Annotated in this window: 9 protein-coding genes and 3 tRNA genes; 8 read left to right on the top strand and 4 right to left on the bottom strand. The window is 58.9% G+C overall.

Annotation, left to right across the window (positions count from 1 at the left end; all coding sequences use genetic code 11):
- Window positions 1-23 precede the first annotated feature (23 nt).
- Window positions 24-2,873 carry an excinuclease ABC subunit UvrA gene (uvrA, locus tag ACL9RI_RS25560; RefSeq protein WP_422729281.1) on the top strand — a complete coding sequence of 950 codons (2,850 nt, stop codon included), beginning with the start codon at window positions 24-26 and terminating at the stop codon, window positions 2,871-2,873.
- A 189-nt stretch (window positions 2,874-3,062) separates the two neighbouring features.
- Here the strand turns inward: uvrA and ACL9RI_RS25555 are convergent, their stop codons facing one another.
- Window positions 3,063-4,934, bottom strand: a complete 1,872-nt coding sequence (locus ACL9RI_RS25555; protein WP_422729280.1) for a phosphoenolpyruvate carboxykinase (GTP) — start codon at window positions 4,932-4,934, stop codon at window positions 3,063-3,065.
- 357 nt (window positions 4,935-5,291) lie between these two features.
- Between ACL9RI_RS25555 and ACL9RI_RS25550 the strand changes: the two genes are divergently transcribed.
- A complete protein-coding gene (locus tag ACL9RI_RS25550; RefSeq protein WP_422729279.1) occupies window positions 5,292-6,305 on the top strand; it encodes a D-2-hydroxyacid dehydrogenase family protein in 1,014 nt (337 codons plus the stop codon).
- On the opposite strand, the gene ACL9RI_RS25545 is transcribed toward ACL9RI_RS25550, so the two are convergent.
- Entirely contained in the window at window positions 6,293-7,066 is a 774-nt protein-coding gene (locus ACL9RI_RS25545; protein ID WP_422729278.1) for an L-asparaginase, read from the bottom strand. The genes ACL9RI_RS25550 and ACL9RI_RS25545 overlap by 13 nt on opposite strands.
- Window positions 7,067-7,214: 148 nt before the next feature.
- Here ACL9RI_RS25545 and ACL9RI_RS25540 point away from each other — a divergent pair, with 148 nt between their 5' ends.
- On the top strand, window positions 7,215-7,700 hold the full coding sequence (locus ACL9RI_RS25540; protein WP_131378134.1) for an asparaginase domain-containing protein: 486 nt from the start codon (window positions 7,215-7,217) through the stop codon (window positions 7,698-7,700).
- 541 nt (window positions 7,701-8,241) lie between these two features.
- Complete coding sequence (locus ACL9RI_RS25535; RefSeq protein WP_422729277.1) at window positions 8,242-8,913, top strand: PEP-CTERM sorting domain-containing protein; 672 nt, start codon at window positions 8,242-8,244, stop codon at window positions 8,911-8,913.
- 107 nt (window positions 8,914-9,020) lie between these two features.
- Here the strand turns inward: ACL9RI_RS25535 and ACL9RI_RS25530 are convergent, their stop codons facing one another.
- Complete coding sequence (locus ACL9RI_RS25530) at window positions 9,021-9,917, bottom strand: recombination-associated protein RdgC (RefSeq protein ID WP_422729276.1); 897 nt, start codon at window positions 9,915-9,917, stop codon at window positions 9,021-9,023.
- 127 nt (window positions 9,918-10,044) lie between these two features.
- The gene (gene dinB / locus ACL9RI_RS25525; protein ID WP_422729353.1) at window positions 10,045-11,187 is read right to left on the bottom strand and encodes a DNA polymerase IV; all 1,143 of its coding nucleotides are present in this window, start codon (window positions 11,185-11,187) and stop codon (window positions 10,045-10,047) included.
- Between the two features lie 275 nt (window positions 11,188-11,462).
- Between dinB and ACL9RI_RS25520 the strand changes: the two genes are divergently transcribed.
- From ACL9RI_RS25520 to ACL9RI_RS25505, 4 genes are all read left to right on the top strand, one after another.
- Window positions 11,463-13,619: a S9 family peptidase gene (locus ACL9RI_RS25520; RefSeq protein WP_422729275.1), complete on the top strand. Its 2,157-nt coding sequence runs from the start codon at window positions 11,463-11,465 to the stop codon at window positions 13,617-13,619.
- Window positions 13,620-13,729: 110 nt separating this feature from the next.
- Window positions 13,730-13,805 (top strand) — tRNA-Val (locus tag ACL9RI_RS25515).
- 53 nt (window positions 13,806-13,858) lie between these two features.
- A tRNA-Asp gene (locus tag ACL9RI_RS25510) sits at window positions 13,859-13,935 on the top strand.
- A gap of 207 nt (window positions 13,936-14,142) precedes the next feature.
- A tRNA-Val gene (locus ACL9RI_RS25505) sits at window positions 14,143-14,218 on the top strand.
- Window positions 14,219-14,220: the final 2 nt, after the last annotated feature.

The raw sequence follows: 14,220 nt of genomic DNA, 5'->3' as shown, positions 1-14,220 counted from the left end.
CTCACTGAAAGCAAGGCAATCACATGGAACAGATCCGCATTCGCGGCGCCCGCACGCATAACCTCAAGAATATCAGTCTCGATTTGCCGCGCAATAAGCTGATCGTGATTACCGGCCTGTCCGGCTCCGGCAAGTCCTCGCTGGCCTTCGATACGCTGTACGCAGAAGGGCAGCGCCGCTATGTCGAGTCGCTGTCGGCCTACGCACGCCAATTTTTGCAGCTGATGGAAAAACCGGACGTGGACTTGATCGAAGGCCTGTCGCCAGCGATTTCCATCGAACAAAAAGCCACCTCGCACAATCCCCGTTCGACGGTGGGCACGGTGACGGAAATCCACGATTACCTGCGCCTGCTGTATGCGCGCGTGGGCACGCCGTATTGCCCGGATCACCCGGAAAACGCGCTGGCGGCCCAGTCCGTGTCGCAAATGGTCGACGCCGTGCTGGTCATGCCGGAAGACACCAAGCTGATGATCCTGGCGCCCGTGGTGGCTAACCGCAAGGGCGAACACGTGGACTTGTTCGAGCAGATGCAAGCCCAGGGTTTCGTGCGTTTTCGCGTGCAGAGCGGCACGCATGAGGCAAAGATTTATGAAGTCGATGACCTCCCGAAATTAAAGAAAACGGAAAAACACACGATCGACGTGGTCATCGACCGCGTCAAAGTCAATGGCGAGATCAAGCAGCGCCTGGCGGAAAGTTTCGAAACAGCCCTGCGCCTGGCCGATGGCCGCGCCATCGCCTATGAAATGGACACGGCCAAGGAACACGTGTATTCCAACAAGTTCGCCTGCAATGTCTGCGGTTACTCGCTGCAGGAACTGGAACCGCGTCTGTTTTCGTTCAACAACCCGATGGGCGCCTGTCCTGAATGCGATGGCCTGGGCCACATCGAATTCTTTGACCCGAAACGCATCGTCGCGTTCCCGAATCTGTCGCTGGCCTCGGGCGCCGTCAAGGGCTGGGACCGCCGCAACCAGTTTTACTTCCAGATGCTGTCGAACCTGGCCGCCTTTTACGAATTCGACCTGGACATGCCATTCGAACAGCTGGACTTGAATGCACAGCAAGTGGTCCTGTACGGTTCCGGTAAACAAACGATCCCGTTTACCTATGTGAACGAGCGCGGCCGTACCGTCATCAAGGAACACACGTTTGAAGGCGTGGTCAACAATCTGGCCCGCCGCTACCGCGAAACGGACTCGATGGCCGTCAAGGAAGAGCTGGCCAAGTTCATCAATGAAAAACAATGCCCGTCCTGCCATGGCGCGCGCCTGCGCGTGGAAGCGCGCTTCGTCAAAGTCGGCACCGGCAAGCAGCAGCGGGCGATTTATGAAGTGGCGGAAAAGCCGCTGCGCGATACGCTGGAATTTTTCGAAAAACTGAAATTGACGGGCGCCAAGAAAGAGATCGCCGACCGGGTGGTAAAAGAGATTATTTCGCGCCTGAAATTCCTCAACAATGTGGGCCTCGACTACCTGTCGCTGGACCGCAGCGCCGACACCTTGTCGGGTGGCGAAGCACAACGCATCCGCCTCGCGTCGCAAATCGGCTCCGGTTTGACGGGCGTCATGTATGTGCTCGATGAACCGTCGATCGGCTTGCATCAGCGCGACAATGACCGTCTGATCGAAACCTTGAAACACTTGCGCGATATCGGCAACAGCGTGCTGGTGGTCGAGCACGATGAAGACGCCATCCGCACGGCCGACTACATCGTCGACATGGGGATCGGTGCGGGCGTGCACGGCGGCGAAATCATTGCCGAAGGCACTTTGCAAGACATCCTGAAAAACAAGAAATCGCTGACGGCGCAGTACCTGAACGGCAAGATGAAAATTGCCGTGCCCGCCAAGCGCCACGCCAGCAATCCGGAAAAGCAGCTGGTGATTACTGGCGCGACAGGCAATAACCTGAAAAACGTGTCCTTGAACTTGCCGGTGGGCTTGATGACTTGCGTCACGGGCGTGTCCGGTTCGGGCAAATCATCGCTGGTCAACGATACCCTGTACCCGGCCCTGTCGCGCCATTTATATGGTTCACAGACGGAACCGGCGCCGCACCAGTCGATCAGCGGCCTGGAGCATTTCGACAAGGTGATTTCCGTGGACCAGGCGCCGATCGGCCGCACGCCGCGCTCGAACCCGGCCACGTATACCGGCTTGTTTACGCCGATCCGCGATTTGTTTTCCACCGTGCCGACAGCCAAGGAACGCGGCTACAGCGCGGGCCGTTTTTCGTTCAACGTGAAAGGCGGTCGCTGCGAAGCATGCCAGGGCGATGGCGTGATCAAGGTCGAGATGCATTTCTTGCCCGACGTCTACGTGCCCTGCGATGTCTGCCACGGCAAGCGCTACAACCGCGAAACCTTGGAAGTGCAATACAAGGGCAAGAACATCACGGAAGTGCTGGACATGACGGTGGAGGATGCGCACACCTTCTTCAAGCCGGTGCCCTTGATTGCGCGCAAGCTGCAAACCCTGCTGGACGTGGGCCTCGGCTACATCAAGCTGGGCCAGAGCGCCACTACATTGTCGGGCGGCGAAGCGCAGCGCGTGAAACTGTCGCTGGAACTGTCCAAGCGCGACACGGGCCGCACCTTGTACATCCTCGATGAACCGACCACCGGCTTGCACTTCCACGATATCGACCTGCTGCTGAAAGTGATCCACCGCCTGCGCGACCAGGGCAATACCCTGGTGATCATCGAGCACAACCTGGACGTGATCAAGACGGCCGACTGGATCGTCGACCTGGGCCCCGAGGGCGGCGCCGGCGGCGGACAAATCATCGCCACCGGCACGCCGGAAGAGGTGGCCCTGAATGCGGCCAGCGTGACGGGTAAATACCTGGGGCCGCTGCTGAAGCAATAACAAAAAGACGGCCAAAAAAAACGGCGCGGATTGCTCATGCAATCTGCGCCGTTTCTCTTTTTGATAGCACGCCAGTCATTGCCGGCGTGTCATTTATAGCACGCCAGTCTTTGCCGGCGTGTTTCTCCCCCACTACAACTCACCATCCTGATCGGCTGCCGCGCGCGGCGCTTTTCAGGTCTTGTGATCTTACCCAGCCAGGCGCTGTTGCAATGCCGCCTTATGGTCTGCCAATTCTTGCGGCAGATGATACGCGAGTTTTTCAAACAATTCGGTATGCAATGCCAATTCTTCCACCCACGCGGCCTTGTCGATCGAGGTGATGGTGTCGAACTGTTGCTGCGTGAATGGCAAGCCATCCCAGTTCAGGTCGCCATATTCCGGCGTGGTGCCGAACAGGTTTTCCACGCCGCCCGCCTTGCCTTCGATGCGGTCCAGCATCCATTTCAGCACGCGCATATTGTCGCCAAAACCAGGCCAGACAAATTTGCCTGCTGCATCGGTACGGAACCAGTTCACGCAGTAGATCTTCGGCAGGGCCGCCGCATTCACTTTACCCACTTTGACGCCCATCTCCAGCCAGTGCTGGAAATAATCGCTCATGTTATAGCCGATAAATGGCAACATTGCAAATGGATCACGACGCACGACGCCCATCTGGCCCACGGCGGCGGCCGTCGTTTCGGACCCCATGGTCGCCGCCATGTAGACGCCTTCGACCCAGTTGCGCGCTTCGGTCACCAGCGGCACGGTAGTCGAGCGGCGGCCGCCGAAGATGAAGGCCGAGATCGGCACGCCGGCCGGGTCGTCCCAGGCGGCATCGATCACGGGGTTTTGCGTTGCCGCAACCGTAAAGCGCGCGTTCGGATGAGCGGCCTTGGTGCCGGACGCCGGCGTCCAGTCCTTGCCCTGCCAGTCGATCAGGTGGCTCGGCGCTTCCTTGGTCAAGCCTTCCCACCACACGTCGCCATCGTCGGTCAGCGCCACGTTGGTAAAGATGGTGTTGTCGCGCATGGAGGCCATGCAGTTGAAATTGGTTTTTTCGTTGGTGCCCGGCGCCACGCCAAAGTAACCCGCTTCCGGATTGATCGCATACAAACGGCCATCCTTGCCCGGCTTGATCCAGGCGATATCGTCGCCGATGGTGGTTACTTTCCAGCCGTTAAAACTGGCAGGCGGGATCAGCATGGCGAAGTTGGTCTTGCCGCAAGCCGAAGGGAAGGCTGCCGCCACATAATGCTTCTTGCCTTCCGGCGATTCCACGCCGAGGATCAGCATGTGTTCGGCCAGCCAGCCCGGATTGTCGTTCGATGCTTGCGCTTCCTGGTGGCCCATGTTGGAGGCGATGCGCAGCGCGAAGCATTTCTTGCCCAGCAGCGCATTACCGCCGTAGCCGGAACCAAAGGACCAGATTTCACGCGTTTCCGGGAAATGCACGATGTACTTGGTGCTGTTGCATGGCCATTTCACGTCTTGCTGGCCCGCTTCCAGGGGCGCGCCCACGCTGTGTACGCAGGGCACGAACTCGCCATCGGCGCCCAGCACGTCATACACGGCACGGCCCATGCGGGTCATGATCTTCATGTTGACGGCAACATATGGCGAGTCGGACAGTTCCACGCCGATATGGGCGATCGGCGAACCCAGCGGGCCCATCGAGAATGGCACGACATACATGGTACGGCCGCGCATGCAGCCATCGAACAGGCCGTTCAGGGTGTGGCGCATCTCGCCAGGCTCGGTCCAGTTATTGGTCGGGCCGGCTTCTTCTTTCGTTGCCGAGCAGATATACGTGCGGTCTTCGACACGGGCCACGTCGCTCGGGTCCGAGCAGGCCAGGTAGGAATTCGGGCGCTTTTCAGCGTTCAGCTTTTTCATGGTGCCGCTGGCCACCATCTCGGCGCACAGGCGCTCGTACTCTTCCTGCGAGCCATCACACCAATAGATGCGCTCCGGCTTGGTCAGCGCGGCAATATCGGCTACCCAATTGATGAGCTTCTGTTGTTTGATGTAAGCTGGGACGTTGAGTGCGGCGACACCACTCATGACGGGCTGATTCATGTTACCTCCAATACCAATAAAAGAAATTCTGGTCGTTCCGGCAAGACAGGCAGCATCGTTGAGAGGTGGCTGCGGCTCACTGCGGGCGGGTAGTTCACGCCGGCGGGCTCTGGTGTCGTGTCGGCCGCGGCGTACGCGCCAGCGGCTGTTTCCTGGATCATGCCCCAAGGCGGCTGCAACGGTATTGCGCCTGATGACAGATCAGGAATCATTAAAAGTGCCGGCGATTGTACACCCGCAAAACAGCTATTTTCGCAAAAATGTAGGAAGATAGCTTGACTAATGTAGTAGGCTATTCAGCATTTTCCGTATCGTGTTATTTCCCTACCAAATCTTTCATAAAATCGGCCATCTACCATGAAAATAGCCATACTCGACGATTATCAAGATGCAGTACGTACACTCGATTGTTTCAAATTAGTCGATGGGCATGAGGTCAAGGTGTTCAACAATACGGCGCGCGGACTGGGCCAGCTGGCGATCCGCCTGGCGCCGTTCGATGCGCTGGTACTGATACGCGAACGCAGCAGTTTTAACCAGGCGCTGCTGTCTAAACTGCCGAATCTGAAACTGCTGTCGCAGACGGGCAAGGTGGCCAGCCATATCGATGTGGCGGCCGCCACGCAGCTGGGCATCGCGATTGCAGAGGGTGTGGGTTCGCCGACGGCGCCGGCCGAGCTGACGTGGGCGCTGATCATGGCGGCGCAGCGCAAGATCGTGCCGTACACGCAACATTTGAAAGAAGGCTTGTGGCAAACCTCATCCATCGAACCATCACTCAATACCCTGGGCACGGTGCTCAAGGGGCGCACACTGGCGATCTGGGGTTATGGCAAGATCGGCCAGTTGATCGCCGGCTATGGCCGCGCCTTCGGCATGCAGATCCTGGTCTGGGGTAGCGAAGCCAGCCGCGCAGCGGCGGTGGCGGCTGGCGACACGGCGGCCGAATCGCGCGAAGCTTTCTTTGCACAGGCCGATGTGCTCAGCCTGCATCTGCGCCTGTCCGACAAGACGCGCGGCCTGGTCACCAAGGAAGATCTGGCGCGCATGAAACCCACTGCCCTGTTCGTCAATACCAGCCGCGCCGAACTGGTGGAAACCGGCGCGCTGGAAGCGGCGCTGCCGACGGGCCGCCCGGGCGCGGCGGCGCTGGACGTATTTACGGACGAACCACTGCCGCCCACTTCGCCGCTGCTGCAATTGCCGAATGTGCTGGCCACGCCGCACCTGGGCTATGTCGAGCGCGACAGCTATGAGCTGTATTTCCGCTACGCATTGCAAAACATCGTCGATTTCGAGCAGGGCCAATGCACGCGCCTGCTCAACCCCGAAGTGCTGCAACACGCGCGGCAGCAGCCTCAAGAACGCTGAAAACCCTTTTGCAGGTCAGGTTCGCCCGTGATGCTGATGGCCGGCGCCGGCAGCACGTGGGTACCCGTCCACAAGCCGGCCCAGCCCGGTGGCCACGGCAGCACCGGCCCGGCATACGGCGCCAGACCGGCACGCACGCCGATCACGGGCACGGGCGGCCTGTCTTGCAAGGGACCGCCATCGGGGCGCTGCATGTCCAGGCTATACATATAGTTGGGCAACAAGGCGTCGCACACCTGCGCAAACCAGGCCGTGTGGTCTTCATCGCGGCCCAGCGCCTGGGCCAGCCCTTGCGGATCGAAACGGGCCAGCGCATCGATCAGTTCGCCCGTGGAAGCGCCCGGCGTATCGCCCCAGCCCATCACGGGATTGACGTTGTAATCGGCGCCCGAGCCATACCAGCCTTCGCGCCATGGCCGCTGCATCCAGTCGCGCGGCCCGGTAAACAAATGCCAGCGCCAGTGCAGGCCGGACGGTTTCGGCCAGGCATACAAATACAGTTTTTGATAACCGGCGCGATGCAGTTCGCGCACCATCGCCATCAGGCGCGCATGCGGCATGCGGTCGGGCGGCGCGCGGCGGAACAGGATCGCCTCACCATCGGCAAATTGCACGTCGTCCGTCGACAGATTCAAATCAAGCGTGCGCGCCTCGCTGCCGAAACGGGCGGCGATCCAGCCCGTCAGCAAATTGACGGACGTGATCACGCCGTAACCGCGGTGACGGTGAAAAATGACGGTGCCGGGAGCGAGCGCTTTCATACGGGAATCCAGCCGGTAGGCGAGGCAAAGAATCAAGTGTACTCACAGATGGCCGAATTTTCCAGGCGCTGCAACAAGCTCGATTCGCCTTGCGCCAGTTATTCACGCTATCATGCGCGTCATTCTCCACTGACATCGTGACCACATCATGACTTTGCGCATACTCGCCACTGGCGGCACTTTCGACAAACACTACAACGAATTGAACGGCACCCTGGGCTTTTCCGACAGTCATTTGCCCGCTGCCATTGCCCGCGCGCGCATGACGGCGCCCGTGGCGCTGGAACAATTGCCGCTGCTCGATTCGCTCGACATGCAGGACGCAGACCGCCAGCGCGTGCTGGCCTCGTGCCGCGCCGCCCAGGAAAAAGCCATCGTCATCATCCACGGCACCGATACCATGCGCGAAACGGCGCAAGTGCTGGGTGCGGCCAAGCTGCAACAAACGGTGATTTTGACGGGCGCCATGATTCCCTATGAAATCGACAATTCCGACGCCCTGTTCAACCTGGGCTTCGCCTGCGGCGTGGCGCAAACCTTGCCAGCTGGCGTGTATGTGGCCATGAATGGCCAGATTTTTGCCTGGGACAATGTGCAAAAGAACCGCGCCGCGGGCGTGTTCCAGCCGCTGTAAGAAACAGGGCTACACGCTCTTGCGCTGCGGCACCGTCGCAGCGCAAGAGCGTGGGCCAGAACAAGGGCTGATTGCACGACCTCAAGACCCTGCTGGCGCCAGCTGGTCGTGCGCTTCGATCCGCAACACGCGTTCCCTCTGCATCGTGTAGCAAGGGCTTGATCTGTTGATCGGCCTCTGCCAGTTACCCTCGACAAAAAATGCCCAGCTGTAATGGCGCCCCATCTTGTGCAGATCAGACACATCATCGCGACAGGCAACACTCCCAGTTGGCCGGCACTCAGGGGAGTGGATTCATCATCCAGCCAGGGTGGCTCGCCATCCAGAGGTCAGCTGGCCAAAGTTGTTACGTTGCGACAACGTCGCAAGACAACAACAAAAAATCATAGCAATATTGATACAAAAATAAATAAAAGAATGATTAATTTCTCAATGGAAACGAAGAAAGTAAAAAAGCAATATATTTGTTCATAATTGCAATTCTTTCCCGCGCTTCGGTGCTATATTTTGCTCATCGACCCAGTCCTTCCAGGAATCCATCATGAGCAAATACACATCGGCTGCAAAAATTTTTCAATGGGCTGCAGTGGGCGCTGCATTTGCGCTGAGCGGTGCTGCTCAGGCAGTCAATACGCTCACCAATGAATACACGGTCACGACATCGGTCAGCGCCGCAGGCGTGAATACCTGGACCTTCGATTACAGCGTCTTGAATAATAATCAGGGCATCGGCGGCCAGACCGGCCTCGATGGCTTCACGATCTTCGTGCCCGTCACGGCCAGCCTGGTCAGCGCCAGCTACCCCGCGCCGTACAACGGCGCCCCCGGCTTCTGGTCGGCAAGCAGCAGTGCCCAGCTCGACCTGGCGGGCAACGGTACGCAAAATCTGGTGGCGCCGGCAGGTTATGCCGCCTACACCTGGTGGGGTAGCAATACCCAATCCGTGTACACGCCAGGCTCGACAGCGAACTTCAGCATCACCTTGAGCAATGTTGCGGTTGGCAACAACACCGTCGGCCTGACCACTTATTTCGGCTTCGGCGCTGCGACGGCAGAGTCGGCCAGCAATCAGTACGGCAATTACTCCACCTTTACCGGCAACTTCGCTTCACCGGTGGCAGCAGTGCCTGAACCGGGAACCTATGCCATGTTGCTAGCTGGCCTCGGCCTGCTGGGCTTCGTGGCGCGCAGCAGAAAATCAGGCGCTGCCTGATCTTTACTCCGCAGCATTGAGAGCAGCCCGCTACCAGCGGACGATGCAAAACGGCCCGGTGCATACTGCCACCGGGCCGCCAGGACTGATCGCGTTGAACTGGAAACTTAAGCCGTCGCTTCGCCGCCCAGTGCTTCGACCACGTCGGCCATCAGCTTGCTCAGCTCGCCCGTCATCAGCATCAGGTCGCCGTCGAAACGCTCGTCGTCGTTCTTGGTGCTCGATTCCGTTTCCTTGATCACGTCCAGCGGCTTGACGCTCTTGATGGCCAGGGATTCGGTCAGCACGAACGAGATCTTGTCGTTCCAGGTCATGGCCAGGCGCGTGCATTGCTTGCCGGCCGCGATATGGCGGCGCACATCGTCCGCTTCCAGGGTGTGGCGCACATAGCGCACGGTGGCCTTGCTTTCGCCGGTGGCGCGCAATTCCGTATCCATGTCCACCGTGAAACCGGCAGGCGCGTCGTCCGCTTGCAGCCATTCCGTCATCACCGCCACTGGCGAGCGCTGCACGCGCAGGCTTTCCAGCGGCAATTTGTCGACGGCTTTCAACAGCAGCTTGATCACTTCGTCCGCCTTGGCAGGGCTGGCCGCATCGACCACCAGCCAGCCATTGACGGGGTCGATCCAGGTCCACACATTGCTGCGGATGCTGAAAGCGCGCGGCAGCAGTTCGTCGGCCACCCGCTCTTTCAATTCCTTCATGGCTTTCTTGCCTGGGGCAAAACCTTGCGCTTCTTCCATTTCAGCAGCGCGGGCCTTGGCGACCTGGTTGATCACGGTCGCTGGCAACAGTTTTTTTTCTGTCCCCAGCAAGATCAGCATCTGCTTGTTCACCACGTGAACCAGGCCACCGTTAGGGCGTGGCGTATCCCAGCCCTGGCGCATCAGATCCATGCTGGTCGCCGGCGTAAATTTGTTCGAGGCCAATGCCTCTTCCAGTTGTTCTGGCGTATATGCCCAAGGAGCGGGCAGGCGGTAAATCTGAAGATTCTTGAACCACATAGTTTTTGTCTTCCGTTTGTTTCAGTATTGCCAGGGGAACGCCATTCTACACTTTTGACATGGCGATGCCGTCAAAGGCGCGGTCTGGCGCGGTGCTTTTTTCACAATCAATCAGGGGGCAATGCCGCTACAGGGCGGGGAACAGCTCCGCCTGCGCAGGGACTTGCCGCGCTTGCTGTACCAGTAAGGCAGGATCGCACAAGGTCGAGATGCGCACGCCCAGCAGGCGGATTTTTTTCTCGAACGGCACCCGCTTTAAACAATCGCGGCTGGCGCGCAGGATGGCGGCCGCGTCTGCCGTCGCGCTGGGCAAGGTGATGTCGCGCGTCACCGTGCTGAAATCCTCGAAGCGCAGCTTGATGCCCACCGTGCGCCCCGCCAGCGCCTGCTTGTCCAGGTCGCCCGCCACCCGCGTGCACAGGCTTTCCAGTTTTTCCGACAGGATGGCGCGGTCGCGCACCACCTGCAAGTCGCGCTCGAAGGTCGTTTCGCGGCTGACGGACTTGGTTTCGCGGCTGGTCTGCACGGGCCGCTCGTCGATACCTTGCGCCGCCTGGCACAGCCAGCTCGTGTACAGGTCGCCAAACTGCGTGCGCAACATGCCCATGTCGGCTTGCGCCAGCTCGCCGATGGTATTGACACCCAGCGCTTCGAGCTTGGCCGTGGCCTTGGGACCGATGCCATTGATTTTTTTTGCCGGCAAGGGCCACACGCGGGTGGTCACATCCTCGGGATGCAGGATGGTCAAGCCATTCGGCTTTTCCAGGTCGGAACAGATCTTTGCCAGCAATTTGTTCGGCGCCAGGCCGATCGAACACGACAATCCCGTCGCCTCGAACACGGCCGCCTTCAGGCGCGCGGCCACCTGCGGCGCCTGCTCGCCATGCTCGGTGAGGTCGATATAAATCTCGTCGATGCCCACGTTTTGAATCACCGGCGCAAGATTGGCTACGGCCTGCTTGAAGCGCGCGGAATACTCGCGATACGCCTCGAAATCGGCCGACAATAAAATGCTGTCCGGCGCCAGCTTGGCCGCCTTCATGATGCCCATCGCGGAAAACACGCCAAAGGCCCGCGCTTCATAGGTGGACGTGGTGACCACGCCGCGTCCCACGTAATCGCGCATGCGCGCATATTGCCGCGTGCCATCAGGCAACAGCAGCGGTTGCTGCAAGCGGCCGCCACCGATCACGACGGGCTGGCCGCGCAAGTCCGGATATTTCAACAATTCGACGGAGGCAAAAAACGCATCCATGTCCAGGTGCGCAATCCAGCGGCGGGCACCCCCGCTGCTGGAGACTCCGTAGCGCGCATCGGCAAGTGAAGAAACGGATGTGGTCAAGGACACCTCGCGGCGGTTAAGCCTGCCTGCAGACGGTTGCGGCAAGATACTGTGTATGCATACAGTATTACCTGAAACGCGCTGGGATGCAAGTTGAAACGAACAGCGCACATAACATTCCAAATAAGCATGACGGGGATCAACGGTTGCTTTTCTCAATGGCAAGATTAGAATCTTGGCACAACACTATAAAGGGAGTTGCCTTGTCTATCGCACATCACGCCTTACGCCGCCTGTCCATTTGTTCGACCATCTTGCCTGCCTTGCTGCTATCGGGTTTGGCGCAAGCTGCCGATGCCCCCGCTGTTGCCCCGGTTGCCCCGGTCGCTGCCAAAACGGCCTGGCAGGAAACCCGCCACGGCACCGTCGTGACCGATGATTACCGCTGGCTGCAAAAGAAAACCGATCCTGCCGTCATCGATTACCTGAATGCAGAAAATGCCTATACGGCCGCCGTGACGGCACCGATACAGCCGCTGGCCGACAAGGTCTTTGCGGAAATCAAGGGCCGCATGCAGGAAGTGGATTTATCTGTGCCTGTGCGCATCGGCAACTTCTACTATTACACGCGCACCGAAGCAGGCAAGCAGTATCCGATCAATTGCCGCCGCCCCGTGGGCGCGAACGGCGCTTATGATGCGCAAGCGCAAGAAGAAATCCTGCTGGACCAGAATAAGTTGGCCGAAGGCCAGAAATTTTTTTCCGTGCGCGCGTTTTCCGTCAGCCCGAATGAGCAATTGCTCGCCTACACCACGGATACGACGGGCTTTCGCCAGTACGAATTGCATATCAAGGATTTGAAGACGGGCCAATTGCTGACCGATAGCATGCCGCGCGTCACTTCGCTGGCCTGGGCGGCGGACAACGCCACCTTGCTGATGACACAGGAAGACGCCACCACCAAGCGTTCGGACCGTTTATTCCGCCTGGCCCTGGGCGGCAAGCCGCAAGAGGTCTACCACGAGCCGGTGGAACAGTTTTCCATCGGCCTGGGCCGTACGCACGACAAGAAATTCTTTGTGCTCGAGGCGCGCAGCACCGATACCAGCGAAACCTTGCTGTTGCCAACCGACCAGCCCAACGGCGTCTTCAAATCGGTGTTGCCGCGTGAAAAAGGCCACCGCTACAGCGTCGAACACCGCGATGGCCAGCTCTACATCCTGACCAACAAGCATGCCAAGAACTTCCGCATCGTCAGCGCGCCGCTGTCAGCGCCGCAGCCAAAAAACTGGAAGGAGCTGGTGCCGCATGACAAGAACGCCGTCATCAAGTCGATCGACGTGTTCCAGGGTTACCTGGTGGTGATGGAAAAGGCGCGTGCACTGAACCGCGCGCGCATCTACGATTTCGCCAGCAAGCACTGGAAAACCGTGCAATTCGACGACCCGGTCTACCTGGCCAACCCGGCCGGTACGCCGGAATTTAACGCCACGCAATTTCGCATGTCGTATCAATCGCCCGTCACGCCACCGACCGTCATCGATGTGTCGATGAAAGACGGCAAGCGCACGGTGCTGAAGCAACAGGAAGTGGTCGGCGGCTATGATGCGTCCCGCTACACCACGCAGCGCCTGTGGGTGACCGCGCGCGATGGCGTGCAAGTGCCGCTGTGGGTGGTCTACAAGAAAGGCGTCAAGCTCGACGGTTCCGCCCCGCTGCTGCTGTACTCGTATGGTTCCTACGGCATTTCCACGGAAGCCAGTTTCTCGATCGCCCGCCTCAGCCTGCTGGACCGCGGCGTGATCTATGTGCAGGCGCATATTCGCGGCGGCACCGACATGGGCGAAGCCTGGCATGAAGACGGCATGCTGATGAAAAAGAAAAACACCTTCAATGACTTCATCGACAGCGCCGACTACCTGGTGCGCGAAAAATGGACCAGCCCGAACCGCCTCATCATCCAGGGCGGCAGCGCCGGCGGCCTGCTGATGGGCGCCGTCGTCAATATGCGCCCGGAACTGTTCCACGCGGTGCACGCGGCCGTGCCGTTTGTCGACGTAATGAACACCATGATGGACGCCAGCCTGCCTTTGACCACCGGTGAATACCTGGAATGGGGCAATCCGAATGAAAAGGCAGCGTATGACTACATGCTCAGCTACTCGCCTTACGACAACATTGCCCGCAAGAACTATCCAGCCATGCTGGTGACGACGGGCTTGAACGATAGCCAGGTGATGTACTGGGAACCGGCCAAGTATGTGGCCAAGCTGCGCGCCTACAAGACCGACAACAATCCCTTGTTGCTGAAAACGAATATGGGCGCCGGCCACGGCGGCGCGTCGGGCCGCTATGATGCGATTGCGGAAGGGGCTTTTAACACTGCCTGGATGCTGTCCGAATGGGGCATTACAGAATAAATTGCGACTCAATGGAAAAAAGCGCTTGCATCCGGATTTTCATCGTCCTATAATAGCGCCTCTTCCAGACGTGGTGACAAACGTCAGGATAGTTTTCTGAGTCAAGCATTGGGTGCTTAGCTCAGTTGGTAGAGCGGCGCCCTTACAAGGCGTAGGTCGGGAGTTCGAGCCTCTCAGCACCCACCAAACAGAAAATTATCCAGTGCTTCATGGATCAGCAATACAGATCATACGAGCTTGGAGTGGTAGTTCAGTTGGTTAGAATACCGGCCTGTCACGTCGGGGGTCGCGGGTTCGAGTCCCGTCCGCTCCGCCAATAAAAGAAAAGCCCTTTGCTTCCCTGAAGCAGAGGGCTTTTCCCATTTCAGGCCCAAAAATCAGGCCACATACCCCATCCTGAAAAAAATGGCAGTTTTTTGCAAAAAACCATGCCGTAACAGTTGCAGAAGCGGCAGAGGCTACCTATAATAGTGCCTCTTCCAGACGTGGTGACAAACGTCGGGATAGTTTTCTGGGATATAGCGGGTGCTTAGCTCAGTTGGTAGAGCGGCGCCCTTACAAGGCGTAGGTCGGGAGTTCGAGCCTCTCAGCACCCACCAAA

Origin of the sequence: Janthinobacterium sp. Mn2066, assembly GCF_049319705.1 — a bacterium.
Taxonomy (GTDB): Bacteria; Pseudomonadota; Gammaproteobacteria; order Burkholderiales; family Burkholderiaceae_D; genus Janthinobacterium.
This window is presented reverse-complemented; position numbering and strand designations above follow the sequence as displayed.

Excerpts from the sequence above, each read along its gene's own strand:
- ACL9RI_RS25530 (WP_422729276.1), bottom strand. The coding sequence starts at position 9,917 with ATGTGGTTCAAGAATCTTCAGATTTACCGCCTGCCCGCTCCTTGGGCA.
- ACL9RI_RS25555 (WP_422729280.1), bottom strand. The coding sequence starts at position 4,934 with ATGAATCAGCCCGTCATGAGTGGTGTCGCCGCACTCAACGTCCCAGCT.
- ACL9RI_RS25535 (WP_422729277.1), top strand. The coding sequence starts at position 8,242 with ATGAGCAAATACACATCGGCTGCAAAAATTTTTCAATGGGCTGCAGTG.
- ACL9RI_RS25540 (WP_131378134.1), top strand. The coding sequence starts at position 7,215 with ATGACTTTGCGCATACTCGCCACTGGCGGCACTTTCGACAAACACTAC.
- ACL9RI_RS25545 (WP_422729278.1), bottom strand. The coding sequence starts at position 7,066 with ATGAAAGCGCTCGCTCCCGGCACCGTCATTTTTCACCGTCACCGCGGT.
- uvrA (WP_422729281.1), top strand. The coding sequence starts at position 24 with ATGGAACAGATCCGCATTCGCGGCGCCCGCACGCATAACCTCAAGAAT.
- ACL9RI_RS25550 (WP_422729279.1), top strand. The coding sequence starts at position 5,292 with ATGAAAATAGCCATACTCGACGATTATCAAGATGCAGTACGTACACTC.